This window comes from Streptomyces sp. NBC_01116, from assembly GCF_041435495.1.
Classification (GTDB): Bacteria; Actinomycetota; Actinomycetes; order Streptomycetales; family Streptomycetaceae; genus Streptomyces.
Genome location: NZ_CP108644.1, coordinates 419,154 through 444,149 on the forward strand (window position 1 = coordinate 419,154; position 24,996 = coordinate 444,149).

General features: G+C 72.4%; 18 protein-coding genes. 13 read left to right on the forward strand and 5 right to left on the reverse strand.

The window, feature by feature from the left end; all coding sequences use genetic code 11:
- The first annotated feature begins 186 nt into the window (after positions 1-186).
- Complete coding sequence (locus OG245_RS01715; protein ID WP_371621750.1) at positions 187-702, forward strand: ATP-binding protein; 516 nt, start codon at positions 187-189, stop codon at positions 700-702.
- A gap of 89 nt (positions 703-791) precedes the next feature.
- Here the strand turns inward: OG245_RS01715 and OG245_RS01720 are convergent, their stop codons facing one another.
- Positions 792-2,315 carry an alpha/beta fold hydrolase gene (locus OG245_RS01720; RefSeq protein WP_371621751.1) on the reverse strand — a complete coding sequence of 508 codons (1,524 nt, stop codon included), beginning with the start codon at positions 2,313-2,315 and terminating at the stop codon, positions 792-794.
- A 263-nt stretch (positions 2,316-2,578) separates the two neighbouring features.
- On the opposite strand from OG245_RS01720, the gene paaK reads away from it, so the two are divergent.
- From paaK to OG245_RS01740, 4 genes are all read left to right on the forward strand, one after another.
- Positions 2,579-3,874, forward strand: coding sequence for a phenylacetate--CoA ligase PaaK (gene paaK / locus OG245_RS01725; RefSeq protein ID WP_371621752.1), 1,296 nt, complete (start codon positions 2,579-2,581; stop codon positions 3,872-3,874).
- A gap of 110 nt (positions 3,875-3,984) precedes the next feature.
- On the forward strand, positions 3,985-4,863 hold the full coding sequence (locus tag OG245_RS01730; RefSeq protein WP_371621753.1) for an ABC transporter substrate-binding protein: 879 nt from the start codon (positions 3,985-3,987) through the stop codon (positions 4,861-4,863).
- A complete protein-coding gene (locus OG245_RS01735) occupies positions 4,860-5,741 on the forward strand; it encodes an amino acid ABC transporter permease (protein WP_371621754.1) in 882 nt (293 codons plus the stop codon). Before OG245_RS01730 ends, OG245_RS01735 begins: the two co-directional genes overlap by 4 nt.
- The gene (locus OG245_RS01740) at positions 5,738-6,511 is read left to right on the forward strand and encodes an amino acid ABC transporter ATP-binding protein (RefSeq protein WP_371621755.1); all 774 of its coding nucleotides are present in this window, start codon (positions 5,738-5,740) and stop codon (positions 6,509-6,511) included. The genes OG245_RS01735 and OG245_RS01740 overlap by 4 nt, the downstream gene beginning before the upstream one ends.
- Positions 6,512-6,536: 25 nt before the next feature.
- On the opposite strand, the gene OG245_RS01745 is transcribed toward OG245_RS01740, so the two are convergent.
- Positions 6,537-8,036, reverse strand: a complete 1,500-nt coding sequence (locus OG245_RS01745; protein WP_371621756.1) for an acyl-CoA synthetase — start codon at positions 8,034-8,036, stop codon at positions 6,537-6,539.
- A gap of 158 nt (positions 8,037-8,194) precedes the next feature.
- Here OG245_RS01745 and OG245_RS01750 point away from each other — a divergent pair, with 158 nt between their 5' ends.
- Positions 8,195-10,609 carry an acylase gene (locus tag OG245_RS01750; protein WP_371621757.1) on the forward strand — a complete coding sequence of 805 codons (2,415 nt, stop codon included), beginning with the start codon at positions 8,195-8,197 and terminating at the stop codon, positions 10,607-10,609.
- Positions 10,610-11,040: 431 nt separating this feature from the next.
- Here OG245_RS01750 and OG245_RS01755 read toward each other — a convergent pair whose 3' ends face one another.
- Positions 11,041-12,591: an acyl-CoA synthetase gene (locus OG245_RS01755; protein ID WP_371621758.1), complete on the reverse strand. Its 1,551-nt coding sequence runs from the start codon at positions 12,589-12,591 to the stop codon at positions 11,041-11,043.
- Positions 12,588-13,697 carry an NAD(P)H-dependent flavin oxidoreductase gene (locus OG245_RS01760; RefSeq protein WP_371621759.1) on the reverse strand — a complete coding sequence of 370 codons (1,110 nt, stop codon included), beginning with the start codon at positions 13,695-13,697 and terminating at the stop codon, positions 12,588-12,590. The genes OG245_RS01755 and OG245_RS01760 overlap by 4 nt, the downstream gene beginning before the upstream one ends.
- A 224-nt stretch (positions 13,698-13,921) precedes the next feature.
- Here OG245_RS01760 and OG245_RS01765 point away from each other — a divergent pair, with 224 nt between their 5' ends.
- Positions 13,922-15,856, forward strand: a complete 1,935-nt coding sequence (locus OG245_RS01765; protein WP_371621760.1) for a serine hydrolase — start codon at positions 13,922-13,924, stop codon at positions 15,854-15,856.
- A gap of 19 nt (positions 15,857-15,875) precedes the next feature.
- On the opposite strand, the gene OG245_RS01770 is transcribed toward OG245_RS01765, so the two are convergent.
- Positions 15,876-17,003: a LacI family DNA-binding transcriptional regulator gene (locus OG245_RS01770; protein WP_371621761.1), complete on the reverse strand. Its 1,128-nt coding sequence runs from the start codon at positions 17,001-17,003 to the stop codon at positions 15,876-15,878.
- Between the two features lie 225 nt (positions 17,004-17,228).
- Between OG245_RS01770 and OG245_RS01775 the strand changes: the two genes are divergently transcribed.
- The 6 genes from OG245_RS01775 to OG245_RS01800 all read left to right on the forward strand — a co-directional run bounded on the left by OG245_RS01775 (position 17,229) and on the right by OG245_RS01800 (position 24,995).
- The gene (locus OG245_RS01775) at positions 17,229-18,494 is read left to right on the forward strand and encodes an ABC transporter substrate-binding protein (protein ID WP_371621762.1); all 1,266 of its coding nucleotides are present in this window, start codon (positions 17,229-17,231) and stop codon (positions 18,492-18,494) included.
- Between the two features lie 135 nt (positions 18,495-18,629).
- Positions 18,630-19,472, forward strand: coding sequence for a carbohydrate ABC transporter permease (locus OG245_RS01780; protein WP_371621763.1), 843 nt, complete (start codon positions 18,630-18,632; stop codon positions 19,470-19,472).
- Positions 19,473-19,533: 61 nt separating this feature from the next.
- Complete coding sequence (locus OG245_RS01785; protein WP_371621764.1) at positions 19,534-20,388, forward strand: carbohydrate ABC transporter permease; 855 nt, start codon at positions 19,534-19,536, stop codon at positions 20,386-20,388.
- Between the two features lie 72 nt (positions 20,389-20,460).
- Complete coding sequence (locus OG245_RS01790; RefSeq protein WP_215103378.1) at positions 20,461-21,225, forward strand: SDR family NAD(P)-dependent oxidoreductase; 765 nt, start codon at positions 20,461-20,463, stop codon at positions 21,223-21,225.
- Positions 21,213-23,006, forward strand: a complete 1,794-nt coding sequence (locus tag OG245_RS01795) for a heparinase II/III family protein (protein ID WP_371621765.1) — start codon at positions 21,213-21,215, stop codon at positions 23,004-23,006. Before OG245_RS01790 ends, OG245_RS01795 begins: the two co-directional genes overlap by 13 nt.
- Before the next feature lie 3 nt (positions 23,007-23,009).
- Positions 23,010-24,995, forward strand: coding sequence for a hypothetical protein (locus OG245_RS01800; RefSeq protein ID WP_371621766.1), 1,986 nt, complete (start codon positions 23,010-23,012; stop codon positions 24,993-24,995).
- Position 24,996: the final 1 nt, after the last annotated feature.

Here is a 24,996-nt window from a genome sequence, read left to right on the forward strand (position 1 = left end):
CGTTGACTCCGTCGAAGCGGCCGTCACCATCGACCGGCCGGGGCGGGCCGCAAGGCCCATCGGGAGTGTCACACGCACCAGGGCTCGGCGTCGGAGCGCCCTGGTGATCCGGGTCCGGTCCGACCTGTCTGAGATGAGTGGCAGCGGGTAGGCGGGAGAAGTCCCACCCGCGGTGGATGCGGGTGGATGTTGACGGGGGCACGTTTCATGGAGCAGTCGATGATGTACGGCAGGACCGGACAGGAGCGGCGGGAGACGGCCGGCACCCACACCATCCAGGACAGCGCCGCGTATGAGATGACCTCGGGTGAGATCGCGCGCGCCCGTGCGTTCGTGCGGGACTTCCTCTCCCGGGCGCAGTCCCTGCGGGGGGCGTCCGTGTCCGAGCGGGCGGTGGACGTGGCGCAGCTGGTGGTGAGCGAGCTTGCCACGAACGTGTGCAAGTACGCGGCGGGTCCGTGCTTGCTGGATCTCGAGACCGACGGCAGCGTGCTGGACATCGCCATGTGGGACTCCGGCTCCGTGCTTCCGGCGGCTTCGGCCGCCGATCCGACCCGAGTGGGCCGGCACGGGCTGGAACTGGTGCTCATGGTCTGCCAGAGCTTCGAGATCCGCCGGGAGCCCGTCGGCAAGCGCGTCCGCGTACAGCTCTCCCTCCATGACAGCCCCAACGGGAACCCGGCCGGCCAGACCACCTGGTAGGGGCTCCCCCGGTGCCGCCGGAACGCGGGGACCCGGAAGCCGCGCGCAACGGAACGCTCGGCTTCCGGGTCCCGGCACGCCCGACCGTGTCAGGCGAGCCCGAACGACCGGATCGCCGCGAGGAATTGCGCCGGCCGTTCGGTGTGGATGAGGTGCCCGGCGTCGATGGTGACCAGCTCGGCGTCCGGTATCGCCCGGGCCAGCCGCGCGAGCTGTTCCTGGTCGATGTGGCTGGTGGGGCCGCCGCCGATGACGAGGGTGGGTGCGGTGATCTCCGGGAACCGGCTCCGGACGGCCGGGTCGGGGTCGGCCAGCTGGACGTCGATGTGGGGGACGACGGGCCAGTCGAAGTCGAGCGCGCCCTCCGGGCGGACGGAGGGCGGCCGGGGCCGGTCGAGCGGGAGGAGGGGCGGCGCGTCCTCGATGACCAGCCGTCCGATCAGGCCCGGTTCCCGCTGGGCCAGGAGGTAGGCGGCCACCCCGCCCATGGAGTGCCCGACGACGGTCGCGCCGGCCAGGTTGCGGGCCTCCAGGAACGCGTGCAGGTCGTCGCGGAACGTCTCGAAGGAGTAGCGGCCGGGCCAGTCGCTCAGACCGTGGCCCCGGAAGTCGGGGGCGTACACGCGGTGGTCGGCGGCCAGGTCCTCCGCGATCCGGGTCCAGGTCCCGCTGGAGCCCGCCCGCCCGTGCAGGAGGACGACGGGCGGGGCCGCCTCGTCGCCCCACGCCCGGTAGGCAAGCCGGACCCCGCCCGCCTGCACCGTGCGGACGTCCGGGTCGAGGAAGGCCTCCACCGTACGGGCGAAGGCTCCCGGGTCGTCCAGCCACGGGAAGTGCCCGGCGCCCCGCTGGACGGCGAACTCGGCGCCCGGGAAGAGCGCGGCCAGCTCCGTGGCCCGGTCCGGGCTCGGGTGGCCGTCGTACTCCCCGGCGAGGACGAGGACCGGCACGGCCAGTGCGCGCAGGGCGGCGGCGGTGGCGGCGGGGTCGTGAACCCCTTCGGCGCCGTAGTGGCCGCGGGCCTCCGCGTTGGTCTGTCCGGCGGAGGCTTCGGCGTGGGCGCGGGCGGCCGCGTCCCAGCGGCCGTAGGTGAGGGGCCGGACGGCGGGCCACAGCTCCGCGAACGGCCCGCCGGCGAGCAGCGCCTCCTGGGCGGCCCTGGCCTCGGCGTACCAGGGCTCGTCGCGCCGCAGCTCGGCGGCCTCGCGCAGGTCCTGGTCGCTGATCTCGATGCCCACGGCCCGGGTGCTGGGCGTGACGAGGGTCAGGGTGCGCAGCCGGTCCGGGTGCCGGGCCGCGTACAGCAGGGCCAGGTCGGCCCCGGCGGAATGCGCCAGTACGTCGATCCGATCGAGGCCCAGGTGTTCGCGCAGCGCCTCCACGTCGTCGACGAGGCGGTCGCAACGGTACGTCGAGGGGTCCTCGGGCACACCGGAGTCGCCGGTGCCGCGGAGGTCCAGCAGAACCAGCTGCCGCCGGGCGGCGAGCCCTCCGAGGTCGCCGAGGTACGCACTCGCCCGCATCGGCCCGCCGGGCAGACAGATCAGCGGCTCCCCCTCCCCCACCAGGTGATGGGCGAGCGGGGTCGTGTCGTGCGCGGAGAAGATCGGCATGCCTCCCATCCAAACAGGAAGCAGTCGGCGGACGCACCGGACTTCGCCGCGGGCTGATCCGCCGTTGGGGCCTTTCGTTTGGACCATGCCGGGCTCGCGGGGTCCGGCATGGTCCAAACGAAAGGCCCTAACCCCGCGAACCCCTTGCCAGCACCCCCGACCGCCTGAATTACTGCTCCCAGGAAGATCGACCGAATGATCGGTCGCCCCCTTGCGGCCTGTTTGTCACCTGGCGGCCGCCGGTTTCGGAGGGAAGGGTCCTGATGACGGCCATGCTGGACGCGGCGGAACGGCTCGGCCGTGGCGAACTGGAGGCCCTGCAACGGGAGCGGCTCCGGTCCACGCTGCGCCACGCGTACGACAACGTGCCCTTCTACCGGAACGCCTTCGACAGCGCGGGGCTGCGGCCCGACGACTGCCGGACGCTCGCCGATCTGGCCCGGTTCCCGTTCACCGTGAAGGCGGATCTGCGGGACAACTACCCGTTCGGGATGTTCGCCGTGCCGGAGCACGAGGTGCGCAGGATCCACGCCTCCAGCGGCACGACGGGGCGTCCCACGGTCGTCGGGTACACCGAACGGGACCTGGACACCTGGGCGGACGTGGTGGCCCGTTCGATCCGGGCGGCGGGCGGGCGGCCCGGCCACAAGGTCCATGTGGCCTACGGATACGGGCTGTTCACCGGCGGGCTCGGGGCGCACTACGGGGCGGAGCGGCTCGGCTGCACGGTGATTCCGGCGTCCGGGGGCATGACCGCGCGCCAGGTCCGGCTGATCCAGGACTTCCGGCCCGAGATCATCATGATCACGCCGTCGTACATGCTGACGCTGCTGGATGAGTTCGAACGGCAGGGCGTCGACCCGCGTTCGACGTCCCTGAAGGTCGGGATCTTCGGCGCGGAGCCGTGGACCGAGGAGATGCGCCGGGAGATCGAGGACCGGTTCGCCATCGACGCGGTCGACATATACGGGCTCTCCGAGGTGATGGGCCCGGGGGTGGCGCAGGAGTGCGTGGAGACGAAGGACGGGCTGCACATCTGGGAGGACCACTTCTATCCGGAGGTCGTGGACCCGTTCACCGGTGAGCCGTTGCCGGACGGTGAGGAGGGGGAGCTGGTCTTCACCTCGCTGACCAAGGAGGCGATGCCGGTGATCCGCTACCGCACCCGGGACCTGACGCGGCTGCTGCCGGGGACGGCGCGGACGTTTCGCCGGATGGAGAAGGTCACCGGCCGCAGCGACGACATGGTGATCCTGCGCGGGGTGAACCTCTTCCCCACGCAGATCGAGGAGATCGTGCTGCGTACGCCCGCCGTCGCCCCGCACTTCCAGCTGCGGCTGACCCGGCACGGGCGGCTCGACGCGCTCACGGTGCTCGCGGAGGCGCGGGCGGACGCGACGGCCGACGAACGGGAGAGGGCGGCGCGGTCCATCGTGGCGGCCGTGAAGGACGGTGTCGGGGTGTCGGTGAGCGTCGAGATCGTGGATCCGGAGTCGCTGGAACGCTCGGTGGGCAAGATCCGGCGGATCGTGGATCTGCGGGAGTCCGGCACGGGCTGAGGGAGCGCCGGTGACCGGCGTGTTCACACCGCCGCAACACCCGTTCCCACTATGCGGACAGCTGCCGGGAACTCTCGACAGGGAGGGCCGGGCACTGCCAGTCTCCCGCTATGCATCTCGCCAACCGGCCCCTGGTCACCGCCCTCTGCTCCGCCGTCGCCCTCTGCGCCGCCCTCACGGGCTGTGCCCCGCAAGCGGAGGAGAAGGCACCGGACCGGGCCGCGGGCGCGACGGCGTCCTGCGCACCCGGCAAGCTCGCCACCCAGGTGCCAGGCAAGGTCACCGTCGGCACCGACAAGCCCGCGTACGCCCCCTGGTTCTCCGACGACGAACCGTCCAACGGGAAGGGCTTCGAGTCGGCGGTGGCCTACGCCGTGGCGAAGGAGCTCGGCTACGACCGCGACGCGGTGGTGTGGCAGCACACGCCGTTCAACAGCGCGTTCGCGCCCGGCGCGAAGAAGTTCGACTTCGACATCAACCAGGTCTCCATCAGCGAGGAACGGAAGAAGGCGGTCGCCTTCTCCTCCGGCTACTACGACGTGCGCCAGGCCGTCGTCGCGCTGAAGTCGTCGAAGGCCGCGAAGGCGACGCGGGTGGCCGACCTCAAGGACGTGAAGCTCGGCGCCCAAGTGGGCACCACCAGCCTCGACTTCATCACCGACCTGGTGGAGCCCGAGGTGAAGCCCGCCGTCTACCAGCGCAACGACTTCGCCAAGTCGGCGCTGAAGACCGGTCAGGTCGACGCCATCGTCGTGGACCTGCCGACCGCCTTCTACATCACCGGGGCCGAGGTGCCGGAGGCGGAGGTCGTGGGCCAGTTCGCCGCCTCCTCGGGTGATCCCGAGCGGTTCGGTCTGGTCCTGGACCGGGAGAGCGCGCTCACCTCCTGCGTCAGCGGTGCGGTGGACGCCCTGCGGGAGGACGGCACGCTCGCCGCCCTGGAGAAGAAGTGGCTCTCCGACGCCGTCGACGCGCCGGTGCTCAAGTGACCCTGCACACGGCGCCGGCCGTCCACGAGGACGGCTACGTCCCCTCCGAGCGCCGGATCGCCCGCGAGCGGTACCGGCGGGCCCGCACCCGGCGGGCCACCGCGATCGCCGCGACCAGCACCCTGGTGACGGGCGCGGTGCTGTTCCTGCTGATCACGGGCTCGCCGGGCTGGACCCGTACCAAGGAGACGTTCTTCAGCGCCCACTACGCGCGCGTCGCCTTCCCGCAGGTCATGGAGGGGCTGTGGCTGAACCTCCGGCTGCTGGCCGTGTGCGGTGCGGCCGTCCTGGTGTTCGGCCTGCTGCTGGCGGTGGCCCGCACCCTGCGCGGGCCGGTGTTCTTCCCGGTGCGGGCCCTGGCCACCGCGTACACGGACTTCTTCCGGGGGCTGCCGCTCATCATCTGCCTGCTGATGGTGGTGTTCGGGGTGCCCGCCCTGCGGCTGGAGGGGGTGACCACCGATCCGGTGCTGCTGGGCGGCGCCGCGCTGGTGCTGACGTACTCGGCGTACGTCGCCGAGGTCTTCCGGGCCGGGATCGAGTCCGTGCACCCCTCGCAGCGGGCGGCGGCGCGTTCGCTGGGGCTGAGCAGCGGGCAGGCGCTGCGCTTCGTCGTGCTGCCCCAGGCGGTGCGCCGGGTGGTGCCGCCGCTGCTCAACGACCTGGTGTCGCTCCAGAAGGACACCGGGCTCGTCTCCATCGCCGGGGCGGTGGACGCCGTGTACGCGGCGCAGATCATCGCGAGCAAGGACTTCAACTACACCCCGTACGTCGTCGCGGGTCTGGTCTTCGTGGCGCTGACCATCCCGATGACCCGGCTCACCGACTGGGTGACGGCCCGGATGGACCGGCGGCGGGCCCAGGGAGGGATCGTATGAGCGTGGCACCGGCTCCGGAACCGACCGCTCCGGTACTGCGGATGGAGGCGGTCCGCAAGTCGTTCGGGGCCTCGCCCGTGCTGCGGGACGTCGACCTGGAGGTGGCCCCGCACACGGTGACCGCCCTGATCGGCGCGTCGGGGTCCGGGAAGTCGACCCTGCTGCGCTGCGCGAACCTCCTGGAGGAGATCGACGACGGCGCGATCTGGCTGGAGGGCGAGGAGATCACCGACCCGCGGGCCGACGCGGACGCGGTGCGCCGCCGGATCGGCGTGGTGTTCCAGGCGTACAACCTCTTCCCGCATCTGACCGTCCTGCAGAACATCACCCTGGCGCCGCGCCGCGTCCACGGGCTCTCCCGGCCCCGGGCCGAGGTGGAGGCGCGCGAGCTGCTGGAGCGGCTGGGGCTCGGGGCGAAGGCGGACGAGTATCCGGACCGGCTCAGCGGCGGCCAGCAGCAGCGGGCCGCGATCGTCCGGGCGCTGGCCGTACGCCCCCGGCTGCTGCTTTTGGACGAGATCACGGCCGCCCTGGACCCGGAGCTGGTGGGCGAGGTGCTGGGTCTCGTACGGGAGGTGAAGGAGGAGGGCATGACGATGGTCATCGCCACCCACGAGATGGCGTTCGCGCGTGAGGTCGCCGACCAGGTGTGCTTCCTGGACGCCGGGGTGGTGCTGGAACGCGGCACGCCCGATGAGGTGTTCGGCGCGCCCCGCCAGGAACGCACCCGGCGGTTCCTGCGGCGGATCGTGGCGGCGGGACGGCTGTGAGCGCCGCCTGCCGGAGGCGCCGGCCTCAGGCCAGCTCGTCCCGCAGCTGCCGTTTGAGGATCTTCCCGCTGGCGTTGCGCGGGAGCGCCGACACGAACACGACGCGCTTGGGCGCCTTGAAGGCGGTGAGCTTCTCGCGGGCGTGGGCGATGAGTTCGCTCTCGTCCGCCTCGCCGCGCAGGACGACGACGGCGGTGACGGCCTCGATCCAGCGGTCGTCGGGGAGACCGATGACGGCGGTCTCGGCGACGGCGGGGTGGGTGTAGAGGGCGTCCTCGACCTGGCGGGAGGCGACGAGGACGCCGCCGGAGTTGATGACGTCCTTGACCCGGTCGACGACGGTGAGGAAGCCCTCGGCGTCGCGGACCGCGAGGTCGCCGGAGTGGAACCAGCCGTCGCGGAAGGCGGCGGCCGTCTCCTCGGGCTTGTCCCAGTAGCCGGAGCACAGCTGGGGCGAGCGGTAGACGACCTCGCCGGGAGTGCCGTCGGGGACGTCCTCGCCCTTCTCGTCGACCACCCGGGCCTCCACGAAGAGGACCGGCCGGCCGCAGGACTCCATCCGGCCCTCGTGCTCGTCGGGGCCCAGCACGGTGGCCAGGGGTCCGATCTCGCTCTGGCCGAAGCAGTTGAAGAAGGCCAGGTGCGGGAGGTTCTCGCGCAGCCGTTCCAGGACGGGCAGGGGCATGATCGAGGCCCCGTAGAACGCCTTGCGCAGTCCGGCGAGGTCGCGGGCGGCGAACTCCGGGTGGTTGGCGAGGCCGATCCAGACGGTGGGCGGGGCGAACAGGCTGTCGGCCTCCCCCGCTTCCACGAGGTCGAAGATCGTGGCGGCGTCCGGGGCGTCCAGGATGGTGTTCTGCGCGCCGACCGCCAGATAGGGCAGCAGGAACACGTGCATCTGGGCCGAGTGGTAGAGCGGCAGGGAGTGCACGGGCCGGTCGGTCGCGGCGAGGCCGAGCGCGGTGATCGCGCTGACGTACTCGTGGACCAGGGCCCCGTGCGTCATCATCGCGCCCTTGGGCAGGGCGGTGGTCCCGGAGGTGTACAGCAGCTGCACCAGGTCGTCGGAGGCGGGCGGGCGCCGCGGGGTGAACGCCCGTTCCGTCTCCAGGGCGTCGAGCAGCGAGCCGGGGGCGTCGCGCAGCGCGCGCACCGGGCGTCCGCCGGGGAGCCGCCCGGCGAGGTCCGGGTCGGTGAGGACGAGGGACGAGCCGGACTGGTCGAGGAGGTAGGCCAGGTCGTCGCCGGTGAGGTTCTGGTTGACCGGTACGTGGACGAACCCGGCCCGTGCGCAGGCGAGGAAGCCGATCAGATAGGCGTCGGAGTTGTGCGCGTAGGCGGCCACCCGGTCGCCGGGGACGAGTCCGTGCTCCTCGGTGAGGACGGCGGCGGCCGTGGAGACGGCGGCGTCCAGGGAGCGGTAGGTCCAGGCCCGGCCGGCGTACCGCACGGCGGTCCGTCCGGGGGTGCGCCGGGCGCTGCGGGTGAGGACGCCGTCGACTGTGCTGCTGCGTACACCTGTCATGGCGTGATCCTGTGCGTCCGGGCCCCCGGGGGTCAAGAGGCTGGATACCGACCAGACGGTTGACAGCTTCCGGGGCTCCCTGGCTGAGTGACGCTTGGCCGTCCGGGCGTTCCGGACCGGCCGCGCCCGTGCCACCCGCACCGCTGGGAGGAAACACCTTGACGTTACGCAACCGTCTGAGACTGCTCGGTGTCGCCGGTCTCGCCCTGTTCACCGTGTCGGCGTCGCTTCCGCCGGCCGCCGCGTCCGGGGGCCAGGAGACGCGGCACCCGTCCGGGGGCGGTCTCTCCGCCGTCATCCGGTACACGGAGTACGGCATTCCGCACATCGTGGCCAAGGACTACGCGCGGCTCGGCTTCGGCACCGGCTGGGCGCAGGCCGCCGACCAGGTGTGCACGCTGGCGGACGGCTTCCTCACGGTGCGCGGGGAGCGGTCGAGGTTCTTCGGCCCGGACGCCGCCACCGACTACTCCCTCTCCTCGGCGGCGACGAACCTCTCCAGCGACCTGTACTTCCGGGGCGTCCGGGACAGCGGCACGGTGCAGAAGCTCCTCGAGGAGCCCGCGCCCGCCGGTCCGAGCCGGGACGTCAAGGAGACGATGCGGGGGTTCGCCGCCGGGTACAACGCGTGGATCGCGCAGAACCGGATCACCGACCCGGCCTGCCGGGGCGCGTCCTGGGTGCGCCCGGTGACGGCGCTGGACGTGGCGGCGCGCGGCTACGCCCTGGCGGTGCTCGGCGGCCAGGGGCGCGGCATCGACGGCATCACGGCCGCGCGGCCGCCGACCGCCGCTCCCCCGGCGGCCGGGGTCACACCCGAGGAGGCGGCGACGGCGGCGGAGCGGCTGCTGTCGACGCAGAACGCGGACATGGGTTCCAACGCGGTGGCCTTCGACGGCTCCACCACGGTGAACGGGCGCGGGCTGCTGCTCGGCAACCCGCACTACCCGTGGCAGGGCGGACGCCGCTTCTGGCAGGCCCAGCAGACGATCCCCGGCGAACTGAACGTGTCGGGCGCGTCCCTGCTGGGCTCGACGACGATCTCGATCGGGCACAACGCCGACGTGGCGTGGAGCCATACGGTCGCCACCGGCGTCACGCTGAACCTGCATCAGCTCACCCTCGATCCGGCCGATCCGACCGCCTATCTGGTGGACGGGAAGCGGGAGCGGATGACGAAGCGGACGGTGAGCGTCCCGGTGAAGGGCGCGGCCGATGTGACCCGCACCCAGTGGTGGACCCGCTACGGGCCGGTGGTCACCTCGATGGGCGCGGCGCTGCCGCTGCCGTGGACGGCGAGCACCGCGTACGCTTTGAACGACCCGAACGCGACGAACCTGCGGATGGCGGACACCGGTCTGGGCTTCGGCAAGGCCCGTTCCACGGGTGACGTCGAGCGGGCGCTGCACCGGTCGCAGGGCATGCCGTGGGTGAACACGATCGCGGCGGACCGGGCGGGGCACTCGTTCTTCGCCCAGTCGCAGGTGCTGCCGAGGATCACGGACGAGTTGGCGGAACGCTGTTCGACCCCGCTGGGCCGGGCGACCTATCCCGCCTCCGGTCTCGCGGTGCTGGACGGTTCGCGGACGGACTGCGCGCTGGGCAGCGACCCGGACGCGGTGCGGCCGGGGATCTTCGGACCGGGGCGGATGCCGGTGCTGAAGGACCAGCCGTACGTGGAGAACTCCAACGACAGCGCGTGGCTGACGAACGCGGATCGGCCGCTGACGGGGTACGAGCGGGTCTTCGGCACGATCGCGACGCCCCGGTCGATGCGGACGCGCGGTGCGGTCGAGGACGTCGCGTCGATGGCGGACCGGGGCCGGCTGCGGGTCGGGGACCTCCAGCGGCAGCAGTTCGCCAACCGTGCGCCTGCCGGGGATCTGGCCGCGTCCGAGGTGGCGCGGTGGTGTGCCGCGCTGCCGGGCGGCACGGCCGTGGGCACGGACGGGACGCCGGTCGACGTGTCGGCTGCCTGCCGGGTGCTGCGGCGCTGGGACCGGAGCGTGGACAGCGACAGCCGGGGCGCGCTGCTCTTCGACCGGTTCTGGCGGAAGGCGTCGTCGGCGCCCGCCGCCGAGCTGTGGAGGACGCCGTTCGATCCGGCCGACCCGGTGCGCACCCCGCGCGACCTGAACCCGGACGCCCCCGTCCTGGGCAGGGCCCTGGCGGACGCCGTGGCGGAACTGCGGGCGGCGGGCATCGCCCTGGACGCGCCGCTCGGCGAGCACCAGTTCGTCGTACGGAACGGCAAGCGGCTCCCGATCGGCGGGGGGACGGAGTCGCTGGGCATCTGGAACAAGACCGAGCCGCGGTGGAACGCGGCGGGGGGCGGCTACACGGAGGTGTCGTCGGGCTCCAGCTACATCCAGGCGGTCGGCTGGGACGACAGCCGATGCCCGGTGGCCCGGACGCTGCTGACGTACTCCCAGTCGGAGAACCCGAAGTCGCCGCACTACAGCGACCAGACCCGGCTGTACGCGGGTGAGCGCTGGGTGACGGCCCGGTTCTGCGAGAGGGACATCGCCCGCTCGCCGGCCCTGCGGGTGGTGCGGGTGCACGAGCGGCGGTAGGGCTGTGGGCGGGTGGGTGCGCCCATCCGCGGTGAGGGGGCGTCCGTCCCGGCGGGCGCCCCCTCACCGACGTGTCGTGAAGATCCGCGCGACGCGTCACGACACGTCGGTGAGGGGGGCGGGTGGCGGTCACGTCATGCCGAAGAACCGAGTCCACCAGGTGGACCGCGCGTCGTAGCACTCCAGTGCGCCGGGCCCCTCGTATCCGTCTCGAACCGGCGCACGAGCCCGCGCGACGCGAGGCGGGACGCGGAGCGATCGTAGTGCAGCGGCCACTCCGGCCGTTCGGGGTCGTCGAGTTCACGCAGGAGGGCCGGCGGCTCCGTCTCGCTCGTTGCCATCCGCCCTTAACGCCGTCCGGCGGGTGGGATGGGCTCGGCGGACAGGGCAGCGGGACCGCGAGGCGAGCGGGCCCTCTCGGACCCGTTGCTCTACAGGGGACGTCGGTGCCCCTCCCAGTACGGTTCGCGCAGCCGCCGCTTGTAGAGCTTGCCGTTGGGGTCACGGGGCATCGCGGCGATGAAGTCGAGGCTCCGGGGCCGTTTGTACCCGGCGAGCCGCTCCTCGCAGTGGGCGAGGATCGCCGCGGCGAGCGCCGGTGACGGCTCGTGTCCCTCGGCCGGTTCGACGACGGCCTTCACCTCCTCGCCCCGGTCGGCGTGCGGGATGCCGAAGGCGGCGGCGTCCGCGACGGCGGGGTGGGTGAGCAGGGCCGACTCGATCTCGGCGGGGTAGATGTTGACCCCGCCCGCGATGATCATGTCGATCTTGCGGTCGCGGAGGAAGAGGTAGCCGTCCGCGTCGAGCACGCCGAGGTCGCCTACGGTGAAGAAGTCGCCGATGCGGTTCGTGCGGGTCTTGGTCTCGTCCTTGTGATAGCTGAAGCCGCCGGTGCTCATCTTCATGTAGACGGTCCCCAGTTCGCCCGGCCCGAGCCGGTTGCCGTCGTCGTCGAAGACGGCCAGCTCGCTGATCGGCCAGGCCTTGCCGACGGTGCCCGGCTTCTTCAGCCAGTCCTCGGCGGTGGCGAACGCTCCCCCGCCCTCGCTGGCCGCGTAGTACTCCTCGACGCAGCTCCCCCACCAGTCGATCATGGCGCGCTTGACGTGGTCGGGGCAGGGCGCCGCCCCGTGGATGGCGTGCCGCAGGGAGGAGACGTCGTAGCGGGACTTCACCTCGTCGGGCAGGGCGAGCAGCCGGTGGAACTGGGTGGGCACCATGTGGGTGTGCGTGCAGCGGTGGGCGTCGATGAGGCGCAGCATCTCCTCGGGCGACCAGCCGTCCATCAGGACCAGCGGGTGGCCGATGTGGAGTGCCGCGCTCGCGAACTGGAGTACGGCCGTGTGGTAGAGCGGTGAGCAGACCAGGTGGACGTTGTCGTCGAACGGGCGGATGCCGAAGATGCCGAGGAACCCGCCGAGGTAGGTCTCCTCGGGGCGCTTGCCGGGCAGGGGACGCCTGATGCCGCGCGGGCGGCCGGTGGTGCCCGAGGTGTAGTTCATGACCCAGCCCAGGATGCGGTCGTCGGGCGCGGTGGCGGGACGGCCTTCGAGGAGTTCGGCGTAGGGACGGCAGCCGGGGACCGTGCCGACGCCGTAGCGGTGGGTCGCGGGCAGTTCCGCCTCGTCGGCGGCGGCCGTCGCGGTGGCGGCGAAGCGTTCGTGGGTGATCAGGACGCGGGCGCCCGAGTCGGCGACGATCCAGGCGATCTCGGGGCCGACGAGGTGGTGGTTGACCGGGACGAGGTAGAAGCCGGCCTGCGAGGCGGCGAGGTGGGCGGTGAGGAGTTCGACGCCGTTGGGCAGCACGACGGCGAACGCGTCGCCCTCGCGCAGTCCGGCCGCGCGCAGTCCGTGGACCATGCGGTTGACGTCGGCGTGCAGCCGGCCCGCGCTCCACTCCTCGCCGTCGGGGGCGATCAGGACGGTGCGGTCGGGGTCGGCGGCGGCCTGGGCCCAGAAGCCGTTGGGCGGCTGGTTCATGTGGCGCTCCTTCCGGCGATGCGGTTCATGCGGGTGACGGCCCGTTCGAAGCCGCGGGTCAGGTCGTCGACGACGGCCCGGACGCTGCGTTCGCTGGTCATCCGTCCGACGATCTGCCCGACGGGTGTGCCGAGCAGCTCGCCGACCTCGTACTTCTGGATCCGGGACACGGCCTCGGCGACCAGCAGCCCCTGGAGCGGCATGGGCAGGGTGCCGGGCCCGGCCGGGTCGTCCCAGGCGTCGGTCCACTCGGTACGGAGCTGGCGCGCGGGTTTCCCCGTGAGGGCGCGGGAGCGGACGGTGTCGCCGGAGCCCGCGGCCAGGAGCTTGGCGGTCAGGGCCGGGGAGTGCAGGTCTGCCTCCTCGGTGGTGAGCCAGAGGGAGCCGAGCCAGACGCCCTGCGCGCCGAGGGCGATCCCGGCGGCGGCCTGTTCGCCGCTGCCGATGCCTCCGGCGGCGAGCACGGGCAGCGGGGCGACGGCCTCGACGACTTCGGGGACCAGCACCATGGAGCCGATCTCGCCGGTGTGGCCGCCCGCTTCGTACCCCTGGGCGACGACGACGTCGATGCCCGCCTCCGCGTGCCGGCGTGCGTGCCGGGCGCTGCCGGCCAGGGCGGCGACGAGGACGCCGTGGTCGTGGGCGCGCTCGATGACGTCGGCGGGCGGGGAACCGAGGGCGTTGGCGAGGAGCTTGATCGGGTAGTCGAAGGCCACGTCGAGCTGGCTCCGGGCGACCTCCTCCATCCAGCCGGTGATGCGCCAGCCGGACGTCTCCCCCTCGGCCAGCTCGGGCACACCGTGGCGGTCCAGGACTTCCGTGACGAATCCGCGGTGCTCGGCGGGGATCATCGCCTCGACGTCCGCCTCGGTGACGCCCTCGACCTTCTTGGCCGGCATGACGACGTCGAGGCCGTAGGGCTTGCCGTCGGCGAGTGCGTGCAGACGGTCCAGGTCGCGCGCGAGGTCGTCGGGAGCGGTGTAGCGCACCGCTCCGAGCACGCCGAAGCCGCCGGCTCTGGTGATGGCCGCGGCGACCTCGGGGAACGGCGTGAAGCCGAAGATGGCGTGCTCGATACCCAGGTGCTTGCTCAGCTCCGTCTCCATGGGCGGCAGGATGCCGCAGCCGGGCGGCCGAGGGAAGAGCTTTTCTGATGAAGCGTCAGATTCTTTGCGGGCCGGGACGCACCCGGGAGCGCGGAGGTGACAGTAATCTCTGCGGCGGCAGGAACTTTCACTGCTCGGCGAGATTTCGGAAGTTACTTTCGCGCAGGCTCCGGCGCACGGGCAGGGCCCGGTGACCGGACGTCGGGCGCGGGAAGGAGTCGCGGATGACCGGGGACATGCGGGGCAACGGGCGGGCGGAGGACGGGCGGGGCGCGCGTGGGGGCCCCGAGCGGGCCGGGGGCCTCGGTTCCTCGGCCGGCGCCCGCGCCGGCGGGAGCGGCATCGCCCGGCGGCGGCTGGGCGGCGGGATACTGGCGCTGGGCGGTGCCCTCGCGCTGACGCCGATTCCGCTCGCGGGCGCGGCCGACCGGGGCGGGCCGAGCGCGGGGACCGCGGACAGAGCGGCGGACACGGGAGCGGGCATGGAGTCAGGGTCACACCGGCCCACGCTGCGGCGCGGGAGCGCCGCGCGCGCCGGGCTGCTCCAGGGCCCGCTGGACCAGCTGGTCCGGGACGCCGAGGCGTATCTCGCCGACTCCCCGAAGCACCCCTGGTACGCGGGCGCGGTGCTGCTCGCCGGGCGGGGCGGGACGGTGGCGCTGCACCGGCCGATCGGCAGGGCGGTGCGCTACGCCGCGTACGACGAGAAGACCGACACCGGGGTGGAGTTCCCGGCGGACCGGCAGATCGCGATGGCCGAGGACACCGTCTTCGACCTGGCCTCGATCTCCAAGCTGTTCACCTCGCTCCTGGCCGTCCAGCGGATCGAGCGCGGCGAGCTGGGGCTGGAGGCCACGGTCGCCTCGTACCTCCCGGACTTCGCGGGCGGCGGCAAGCAGGACATCACGGTCCGCCACCTGCTGACGCACACCTCGGGTTTCCGTTCGTGGATCCCGCTGTACGAGGAGCCGACCCGGGAGGGGAAGCTCCGGATGCTGTGGGAGGAGGTCCCGGCGAGCACCCCGGGCAGCGCGTACCTCTACTCCGACCTCAATCTGATCTCCCTGCAACTGATCCTGGAGGAGATCACCGGCCGCCCGCTGGACACGCTGCTCCGCGACGAGATCACGGCCCCGCTCGGGATGCACCGCACCCGCTACAACCCGCCCGCCTCCTGGAAGCCGAAGATCGCGGCGACCGAGGACGCCCGGCCGCCCTGGTCCGGTCTCGATCGCGGGCTGGTCTGGGGCGAGGTGCACGACGAGAACGCCTTCGGCTTCGGCGGGGTGGCGGGCCATGCCGGGGTGTTCTCCTGCGCCTGGGACCTCGCGATCCTCGCGCGGACCCTCCTCAACGGCGGGGTCTACGGTCGCTCCCGCATCCTCTCCGAGGAGTCGGTCGACCTGCTGTTCACCGACTTCAACACCGCGTTCCCGGGCGACGAGCACGGCCTCGGCTTCGAGCTCTACCAGCACTGGTACATGGGCGCGATGGCGTCCCCGCGCAGCGCGGGGCACACCGGATTCACCGGGACCAGCCTGGTGCTCGACCCGTCGACCGACACCTTCCTCATCGTGCTCGGCAACTCCGTCCACCCGGTGCGGAGCTGGCGCTCGGGCAGCGCGCCCCGGGTGGCGGCCGCCAACCAGCTGGCGCGGGCCGTTCCGGTCCGTCCCGCGCGCGGGCGCACCGCGTGGTTCTCCGGAATGGCCAGCGCGTCCACCGCCACCCTCACCCTGCCCGCCCTGCGCCTGGACTCCGCGCGGGCCCGCCTGGAGTGCGCTCTGTGGTGGGACACCGAACCGGCCTCCGACGGCCTCTTCCTGGAAGCGGCGGCGGGGCAGGACTGGCAGCCGGTGCCGTTCACCACCCTCGCGCCGGGCCCCGGCCACCGCCCGGAACCGCGGCCGCACCCGGCGGGCTCGGCGACCGGCTGGTCGGGGCGCGTCTGGCACCGGCTGGAGGCGGACCTGACGGCCTGGCGCGGCCGGGACGTACGCCTGCGGTGGCGCTACGCCACCGACCGGCTGTACGTGGGACGCGGCGCGTACGTGGACGGGCTACGGGTCCGCGACGGCGCTCGCACGGTCTTCGACGCGGAACGGCCCCGGGACGCCGGCCGGATCGAGGCGACGGGCTGGGTGCCCTCGGCGGACTGAGCCCCGGCGGCCGGTCCCCTCACCCCGCCGGAGCCACCGCGCCCGGAGTCGCCGCGTCACGAGTCGCCGCTTCCGGAGCTACCGCGTCCGGAGTCGCCGCGTCCGCGGGCACGGGCGCGGTCGACTCCCGGACCACCAGCCGCGGCCGGATCAGCAGGGAGCGGCCCGCCGAGGGCGCCGACTCGATCCGGGCGCGCAGTTGCTGGAAGGTCTCCGCCGCCATCTCCGTCAGCGGCTGGCGGACGGTGGTGAGCGGCGGCTCGAAGAGGTCGGCGAGCAGGATGTCGTCGAAGCCGACCACCGACACATCGCGCCCGGCGGTGCGCCCGGCGTCCTTGGCGCCCCGGCAGATCCCGATCGCGCACATGTCGTTGATGGCGACGAACCCGGTGGGCGGGCGGGGCCCGGAGAGCAGTTCGCGGGCGGCGTTGCGGCCCAGTTCGGCAGCGTCCTTGTCGCCGAACTCGGTGGTGTCCGCCCCCGGCCAGACCGTGGCGTCGGCCGGGTCGATCCCCGCCTCCTCCAACGCGGCGCGGAAGCCCCGCAGCCGCTCGCGGCGGTTGACGCTGTTCACCGAGCCGGAGACGAAGGCGAGTCGTCGGTGGCCGAGTCCGAGGAGATGACGGGTGGCCAGCTCCGCCCCCATGGCGTTGTCCACGCTGATGCTCGCCAGTGACGGCGGGTCGCCGGCCTGGGCCGTGCGGTCGAAGGCGACCATCTTCAGCCCCCGGCTGAGCAGCGGCTCGACGTGTTCGAGCGAGGGGAGCGAGGAGCAGAGCACCACTCCGCTGACTCCGTCCGCCAGGAGCTCCTCGCCGTACTTGAGCTCCCGGGCGGGGTCGCGTTCGCTGTTGCAGAGCAGCACGTGGTACCCCTCGGCGAGCGCGATGGCCTCCAGCTCCCGCGCGAGCGACCCCCAGAACGGGTTCGCCACGGAGGGCACGATCAGACCGATCACCTTGATCCGGCCCGTGCGCAGCATGCGTGCCGCACGGTTGGGCCGGTAGCTGAGGCGCTCGATGGTCTGCTCGACACGGGCCAGGGTGGCCGCCTGCATACGGTCGGTGCGCCCGTTGAGGACGTTGGAGACCGTACTCGCGGAAACGCCCGCAGCCGCCGCGACCTGATGGATCGTTACCCCGCTCATGCCACCTCCGGTTCGAAACTCCCTGACGACTCTAGTGTATCGATTTACAGAAGTCTCTCTACCGATACACCCGTTAACTTGCCCGAAAAATTCTTGTGCATCAGCTGTTGACGTCGCTCCAAGGGCATTCCTAGTCTCAGTGCATCGATTTACCAGCACTTCCCGGCCATGGCTGGGACACCCTCACTGGATCGATCCACAAACTCCGCCTCAAAGGGGTGCCTCATGGAACTCAACAGACGGTCGCTGCTCGCCGCCATCGGTGCGGGCACCGCCGCCGCGCTCACGGGCTGCGGCACCGGCACCTCCGCGGCCGGCTCCGCCGACGGTCCCGCCGAGGGCGAGATCACCCTCCTCACCCCGATCTACGAGGGCGCGAAGGGCAAGAAGCTCCTGGAGGGCGACATCCTCGGCGGGTTCCGGAAGAAGTATCCGGACGTCAAGGTGAACGTGGACTACACCACGTACGACCAGCTCAACGAGAAGATCACCACCGGACTGGCGGGCGGCCTGCTGCCCGACGTGCTGATGATGGGGGTCGGCTGGATCCCGCCGTTCGCCGCCAAGGGAGCGATCGCGGAACTGCCCGAGGAGCTGGCGAAGACCCACGACTACGAGAAGCGGGTGCTGGAGCCGTCGCGTCACGACGGCAGGCTGTACGCGCTGCCCGTCGTGCTCGACACCCGCATCGTCGTCTACCGCAAGGACCACTTCGCCCAGGCCGGCATCCGCAAGACGCCCGCCAACTGGTCCGAACTACGCGCCGTCGCCAAGCAGTTGACGACGAAGGGCCGGGTCGGGTTCGACCCCTTCTCCATCAATCTGCGCCAGTGCTGGGAGACCTTCCTCTTCGCCAACGGCGGTCAGCTCTTCAGCGCGGACGGCAGGAAGCCGCTGTTCACCGACGCCCGCGGGGTGGAGGCCCTCCAGTTCTTCAAGGACCTGGTGGCCGACGGTTCGGCGGACTACGCGCGCAAGACCGACACCGGAGCACCGTCGAACGTGCAGACCGGCCAGGGCTCGATGATGATGACGACCAGCGCGCTGTGGGTCCAGGTCAAGGAGCAGAACCCGGAGCTGATCGAACAGGACAGGCTCGGCTCCTTCGTCCTGGCCAACCGCAGGCCCGCGATGCTCCAGGGCGGCACGCTCGTCAGCCAGTCGGCGAGCTCCAGGCACCCGGCCGCGGCCCGTGCGCTCGTGGAGTGGCTGGCCACCCCCGAATCGATCCTCGGCGCGGCCCAGCAGCGCGGTTCGGTGCCCGGGCTGCGGGATCTCAGCGACACCGCCTACGTCAAGGAGAACCAGTTCGTCGACCTCTCCCTGAAGAACCTCCAGCACGCGGCGTCCGAGGGCGGGACCGCCGCCTGGATGGAGATCCGCGAGAAGATCGTGCCGACGCTGGAGCCCGCGATCGTGGGCGACCAGTCGGCGAAGGACGCCATCGCGGAGCTCGGCCGACTCGCCGAGGCCGCCATCGGCCGGATGTGAGGACCCGTCACTGTGGGAGCGACATCCGTACTGAAGGCGCGGCCCGTGCGGTCGCCCGCACCTCCTGAATCGGCGCCGACCCGGCGCACCCGCCGGACCCCCACGGGCCCCGGACGCCGACGGCGCCGGGCCGGCATGCTCATGGTGGCGCCCGCGCTGCTGCACGCCTCGCTGTGGATCGGCCTGCCGGTGCTGGCCGCGGTGGTCCTGGCGTTCACGAAGTACGACGTGCTGACCGCCCCGCAGTTCGTGGGTCTCGACAACTTCCGCGACATGCTGGACGACGCGGTCTTCCGCAAGTCCATCGTCAACACCGTCGTCTACACCTTCTTCACCGTGCCGTTCGGCATGCTGCTGGGCCTGCTGCTGGCCATGGCCCTGCACACCGGCCTCAAGGCGCGCGGCATCTTCCGCACCGCGGTCTTCCTGCCGCAGGTCACGGCCACCGTCGCCATCGCCCTGGTCTGGCTGTGGATCTACAACCCGGGCAACGGCCTGCTCAACGCGCTGCTGTCGTTCCTCGGCATCGACGGCCCGGCCTGGCTCTCCTCGACGACGTGGGCGATGCCCTCGGTGATCCTGGTCGGCATCTGGCAGGGCATCGGCATGAAGATGCTCATCTATCTCGCCGCGCTCCAGTCGCTCCCCAGGGAGCTGTACGAGGCGGCGTCGGTGGACGGCGCCTCGAAGGTCCGGCAGTTCTTCTCCATCACGCTGCCGCTGCTGAAGCCCGCCACGTTCTTCGTGCTCATCACGTCGATGATCAGCGCGTTCCAGTCGTTCGACCAGATCTACATCCTCACCGACGGCGGCCCCGCCAACAGCACGACGATGATGACCTACGAGATCTACAAGTCCGCCTTCCGGGAGTTCCGCGTCGGATACGCCTGCGCCCAGTCCCTGGTGCTGTTCGTGCTGCTGATGGGGTTCACCCTGGTCAACCGGCGGATCATGGGAGGCACCCGTGGCCACAGTTGATACGCGGAAGCCGGCAGTCCCGGGCACCGCGAAGCCTCGGGGGCGATCCGGCCGTCGGCCGGTGTCCCCCGGCCGGATCGCGCTCTACATCACGCTGTCGGTGATCTCCCTCCTGATGGTGGTGCCGTTCGTCTGGATGGTGATCACCTCACTCAAGTCGCCGGTGGAGATCGCCTCCCAGGACGCCGGGCTCCTCCCCGGCAGCTGGCAGTTCAGCAACTACGTCGACGCGTTCCGGGCGGCCCCGTTCGCCACGTACGCCCGCAACAGCTTCATCATCGCGATCAGCCACACCGTGCTGAACGTCCTGGTCGCCTCCATGGCCGGGTACGCGCTGGCGCGGATCAGGTTCCGCGGCAGCGAGGTGATCTTCTACCTGTTCATCGCCGCGCTGATGATCCCGACGTACACGAAGGTGCTGCCGGAGTTCCTGATCGTCCGCTTCATGCCGCTGGCCGGCGGGAACGACATCCTCGGCCAGGGCGGGAGCGGCTGGCTCGACACCTGGTGGGCCCTGATCATCCCGGGTGCGGTGACGCCGTTCGCGGTCTTCCTCTTCCGCCAGTTCTACCTGGACCTGCCGGTGGAGCTGGAGGAGGCGGCCCGCCTCGACGGCCTCGGCGAGTTCCGCATCTACGCCCGGATCATGACGCCGCAGGTCAAGCCGGCCCTCACCACCGTGGCGCTGCTGACCTTCGAGTCGTCCTGGAACAACTTCCTGTGGCCTCTGCTGGTGACCCGGACGGACAGTCTGCGGGTCATCCAGGTCGGGCTCTCCGTCTTCAAGACGGAGAACGGCACCCAGTGGCACTTCCTGATGGCCGGCACCACGCTCGCCACCCTTCCCATGGTCCTTCTCTTCCTCATCGGCCAGCGCTACTTCGTGCAGGGCTTCGCCACCGCCGGTCTCAAGTGACCGGCCCCCGGCCCTCCGTGGCCGGGCACCGCATCCGGCCCCCAGCGGCCGGAAACCGAAAGGGCTTCACCCATGTCTGCTGATCTGCAGGGCTCCCGCGCGCTGGTGACGGGGGCGGGGCACGGCATCGGCCGCGCCATCGCTCTCGCCCTGGCCGAGGCCGGCGCCGACGTCGCCGTGCACTACCACTCCTCCGCCGACCGGGCGGCCGACACCGTCTCGGCGATCGAGGCGCTGGGCAGGCGCTCCAAGGCGTTCGCCGCCGACGCGACCGTCACCGCGGACGTGGACCGGCTGGTCGAGGAGGCGGCCGGCTTCCTCGGCGGACTCGACATCCTGGTCTGCAACGCCGGTCACCTCGTCGGCCGCTCGACCATCGCCGAGATGAGCGACGAGCACTTCGACCGGGTGATCTCCACCAACCTGTCCTCGACGTTCCGCACGGTGCGGGCGGCGCTGCCGCATCTGACGCGCTCCCCGGCCGGACGCGTCATCACCATGTCCTCGCTCGCCGCGCACAACGGCGGCGGCCCCGGCTCGGTGGCGTACGCCGCCGCGAAGGCGGGGATCCGCGGCTTCACCAAGGGCCTGGCCAAGGAGCTGGCCGGCACCGGCATCACGGTCAACGCGGTCGCGCCGGGCTTCATCAAGGGCACCGCCTTCCACGACACCTTCACCGCGCCCGCCGCGCAGGAGGCCATGGAAGCGGGCATCCCGGTCGGCCGGGCGGGCACCCCCGAGGACGTGGCGTCCGCCGTGGTCCACCTGGCCTCGCCCGCCTCGGGCTTCCTGACGGCGACCACGACGGACATCGACGGTGGCGTATGGCCGCGTTGAGGCGGATCGCGCGGGAGCGCGGCGGCTGGTGGCACGCGTATGTCTGCCCGGCGCACGGGGTGGAGCTGGAGCACGGCGATCTCCTCGCGGGCGTGTTCCCCGAGGGCGGTGCGCGGTGTGCGCACGGCTGCCGGGTGGACAGCGAGGCGGTGCGCGGCGCGTGGCTGGTCCTCTCCCACCAGGCGTGGGCCCGTCGTCTGCGGGTGCTGGCGCACCGGGGCGAGCGGGCGGAGGCGGTGGAGCGGCTGGGCGAGTACGCGGGCCTGTACGCCGAGCTGGCCGCCGACCGGCACGGCGAGGCCCAGGGCTGGATGCTGCGCGGCCGGCTCTTCCACCAGGCGCTGACGGACGCCATCTGGGCGGTGAACGTCGGGCACGCCGTGATCACCCTGGCGGAGAAGGAGACCGGGGACCTGGCGGCGGTGCTGCCGCTGCTGGAGGCGCTGGAGCAGGCGGCGCTGGAGGCCCGGGACGTGCTCACGGGTCAGGGGCAGCTGGCCTCCAACTACACGGCGTGGCTGAACGCGGCCGGTGTCGCGGCGGGCCGGGCGGCGGCGGCCGTCCGGGGCACGTCCTGGGAGGGCGCAGGGTGCTGGCTGGAGGGCGGGCACGGGCTGTACGCGCATCTGCGCGTGGCCGTCGCGGACGACGGCTGGGAGTGGGAGGGCAGTACCTACTACCACGGCTTCGTGCTGCGGGCGGCGCTGCTGGCGCTGCGCTCCACCGCCCCGTCCGCCCTGCCGGCCGACGTGGTGGGCGTGCTGGCGGGGATGACGGACGTGCTGGCCGCCGTCGCGACGCCGGGCGGTGTGCTGCCCGCGCTGCACGACGGCCCCTACCGGCGCGACGCCCTCGGTCGTGAGTGGCTGGAACTGATCGCGCTGGCACAGCAGTCGGTGCCGTCGGACGCGCTGGAGGCGGTGGCGGACCGGGTCCGCGCGGAGCTGGGCGACGCGGACGACGCCCTCGACCGTGAGCTGGGCGGCTGGTTCGCCGGGCCCCCGCTCCCCCGGCGGGCCGCTGCCGCCCCGGTCTCCGTGTTCCCCTCGACCGGGTACGCGGTGCTGCGGGCGGCGGGCATCCACGCCCTGGTGGACTTCGGCCCGCACGGCGGATCGCACGGCCACCGGGACAAGCTCTCGCTGTATCTGTACGGCGACACCACCGCGTGGCAACCGGACCCGGGCCAGGTGCCGTACGCCCACCCGGACTTCCGCGACCTGTACACCTCGACGGCGGCCCACCCCGCGTTCCGGGTGGACGGCGCCGAGCAGGCCGAGTGCGCCGGGGCGCTGACGGCGGCGGACGCCGTCTCGGTGACCGCCGAGGCGACGGAGGCGTACGAGGGTGTCCGGGCGGTCCGCCGGGTGGCCGTCGGCCCGTGCTACCTGGTGGACCTGCTGACGGTGGAGGTCACGGGCCGCGAGGCCCCCCGCATCACCGCCCAACTGCGGCCCGGCACCGCGCTGGACGTGCAGGTGCAGGCGGCGGGCCCGGTGCGCACCACCTGGTACGGGGACGAGACGCTGCACGGCTGGCACACCTGGAGCGCCGAGGTGCCGGTGCGCCCCTTCACGGTGCCGGGTCCCGGTCCGGCGGACGACCCGCAGCGCACCCGGACCCGGGTCGACTTCACGGCCGAGGCCGCGCACGTCGTCTTCGCCTCGGTCTACCAGGCGGCGTCGGCGGGCCCCGCGGTGAGCGATGTGCGGCTGGACGGCACGGAGCTGACCGTGGAACTGGCGGACGGTTCGATCGCCCACTACCGGACGGAGGGCTGAGCCGTGCTGCTCTCGGCGACCCCGCCGCCCGGCCCGCGCCCCGCCCAGGAGACCCGGGTGCGGGAGGAGGCGGCCCGGCACCGAGCCCTGACCCCGCCCCGCACCCACCCGCTGGCCAGCATCACCTGGCTGGGCCCGGCCACCTCCAACCCGGCCCTGGCCTACCGGATCGGCGGCGACCCGGCCGATCTCGCGGAGAGCGTGCGCTGGATCGAGGCGGCGTCACGGCTGCCGCACTGGGGCCGCGCCCATATGCCCGACCACGACCTGGACGCCGGCTGGCTGCTGCACCACCTGGCACTCGCCCTGCGCTGGATCGGGAACGACCTGCCGGACGACGTGGCCGCGCTGCTCCGCTACAAGCTGCTGATCCAGGGGCGTCGCCTGTACGACTTCGCGGTCGCGAGCGAGGGCCGCTGGTGGTCGTCCTCCTACTGGCAGAACCACAACTGGATCTGTTACGCCGGTCTGGCGACGGCCGGTTACGTGCTGGGCAAGGAGGAGTGGACCGAACGGGCGAAGTCGAACCTCGCCACGGTGCTGGAGGTGATGCCCGAGGACGGTTCGCACGCGGAGGGGGTCGTCTACTGGCGTTACGGAGTGCCGTTCCTGGCGATCCACCTGGATCTGCTGGCGGAGGCCGAAGGCGTCGACTGGTGGGACCGGGGAGGCTTCATGGCGAACACCTTCAACTACCGGCTGCACCAGAGCGCGCCCGGCTTCGCGTTCACGATCGACCACGGCGACTGCCACGACCGGCGCAGCGGCCACAGCGCCGGGCTCTACTACCGGCTGGCCGCGCAGTACGGCATCGCCGAGGCGCAGTGGCTGGGCGACCTGGCCTCGGGCGAGCTGCTGTGGGCGGAGGCGGAGCACAGCGGGGTGCGGCCGGGCATCCTGCCGGAGGCGTACCTCGAATACCTCTGGTACGACCCGGCCGTCGCGGCGGCCCGGCCCACGGCGACCCGGGCGTTCTTCCCGGACCTGGGGCTGCTCGCGGCCCGCACCGGCTGGGACGCCGACGCGACGGCGGTGTCGTTCAAGGCGAGTCCGGGCGGCGGCCACCGGGCCTGGGAGACGAGCGCGAAGCACCGGGCGGAGCTGGGCCACGAGACCCTGAACCAGGGTCACCACCACCCGGACTCCGGCTCCTTCGTCCTGCTGTCGGGGGGCGCCCACCTCGCCGTGGACGACGGCTACAGCAACCGCAAGCGGGCGGAGCACCACAATCTGCTGCTGGTCGACGGGCAGGGGTACGCGGACGAGGACCGCTACCACGTCTACGAGGGGATTCCGTATCTGCGGCAGGCCCGGCAGCGGGACGTGCTGGTGGGCGACGAGGAGGGGTGGGCGCACGCCACGGCGGAGATCGCCGCGATGTACGACCCGGCCCTCGGGGTCCGCCGGCTGGACCGGACCCTGGTGTTCACCCCGGCGGGGCGCCTCGTGCTGCTGGACCTGGCGGAGTCGGACGAGCCGCGGGAGTGGACGTTCCTGCTGCGGACGGACCGGCCGACGGAGGAGCACGGCGACGGCAGCCGGCTGATCAGGTCCGGCGAGGCCACCGCCCGGGTGCGGCGGCTGGCCCCGGACGAGGCGTCGGTGCGCACCGGGGTCCTGGAGGTGGAGGCCAATCCGACGTCCAGCACTCCGGAACTGCGGCTCACCCGCACCCTGCACACGCTGGACGTGACCACCCCGGCCTGCCGCGCGGGTCTGTTCCTCACCGCCATTACGCCGGACGCCGCGTGCCCGGCCGCCGGGGCGGAGGTGGCCGAGGGCCACGGCGTGCGGTTCGCGGACGGCGAGGAGAGCGTGTTCCTCTCCCCCGTCGCCCGCCGTATCCGTGGTGAGGGGCTCTCGGCGGACGCCGCCGCCGTCCTGCTCACCGCCGCCGGAACCCCGTACGTCGTGGCGGCGACCAGGCTGGAGCTGGCGGGCCGGGTACTCCTCGACGTAACGGATCCGTACACAGGAAAGGTCGGGTAGA

Excerpts from the sequence above, each read along its gene's own strand:
- OG245_RS01715 (WP_371621750.1), top strand. The coding sequence starts at position 187 with ATGTTGACGGGGGCACGTTTCATGGAGCAGTCGATGATGTACGGCAGG.
- OG245_RS01720 (WP_371621751.1), bottom strand. The coding sequence starts at position 2,315 with ATGCCGATCTTCTCCGCGCACGACACGACCCCGCTCGCCCATCACCTG.
- paaK (WP_371621752.1), top strand. The coding sequence starts at position 2,579 with ATGACGGCCATGCTGGACGCGGCGGAACGGCTCGGCCGTGGCGAACTG.
- OG245_RS01730 (WP_371621753.1), top strand. The coding sequence starts at position 3,985 with ATGCATCTCGCCAACCGGCCCCTGGTCACCGCCCTCTGCTCCGCCGTC.
- OG245_RS01740 (WP_371621755.1), top strand. The coding sequence starts at position 5,738 with ATGAGCGTGGCACCGGCTCCGGAACCGACCGCTCCGGTACTGCGGATG.
- OG245_RS01745 (WP_371621756.1), bottom strand. The coding sequence starts at position 8,036 with ATGACAGGTGTACGCAGCAGCACAGTCGACGGCGTCCTCACCCGCAGC.
- OG245_RS01755 (WP_371621758.1), bottom strand. The coding sequence starts at position 12,591 with ATGAACCAGCCGCCCAACGGCTTCTGGGCCCAGGCCGCCGCCGACCCC.
- OG245_RS01760 (WP_371621759.1), bottom strand. The coding sequence starts at position 13,697 with ATGGAGACGGAGCTGAGCAAGCACCTGGGTATCGAGCACGCCATCTTC.
- OG245_RS01765 (WP_371621760.1), top strand. The coding sequence starts at position 13,922 with ATGACCGGGGACATGCGGGGCAACGGGCGGGCGGAGGACGGGCGGGGC.
- OG245_RS01770 (WP_371621761.1), bottom strand. The coding sequence starts at position 17,003 with ATGAGCGGGGTAACGATCCATCAGGTCGCGGCGGCTGCGGGCGTTTCC.
- OG245_RS01775 (WP_371621762.1), top strand. The coding sequence starts at position 17,229 with ATGGAACTCAACAGACGGTCGCTGCTCGCCGCCATCGGTGCGGGCACC.
- OG245_RS01780 (WP_371621763.1), top strand. The coding sequence starts at position 18,630 with ATGCTCATGGTGGCGCCCGCGCTGCTGCACGCCTCGCTGTGGATCGGC.
- OG245_RS01790 (WP_215103378.1), top strand. The coding sequence starts at position 20,461 with ATGTCTGCTGATCTGCAGGGCTCCCGCGCGCTGGTGACGGGGGCGGGG.
- OG245_RS01795 (WP_371621765.1), top strand. The coding sequence starts at position 21,213 with ATGGCCGCGTTGAGGCGGATCGCGCGGGAGCGCGGCGGCTGGTGGCAC.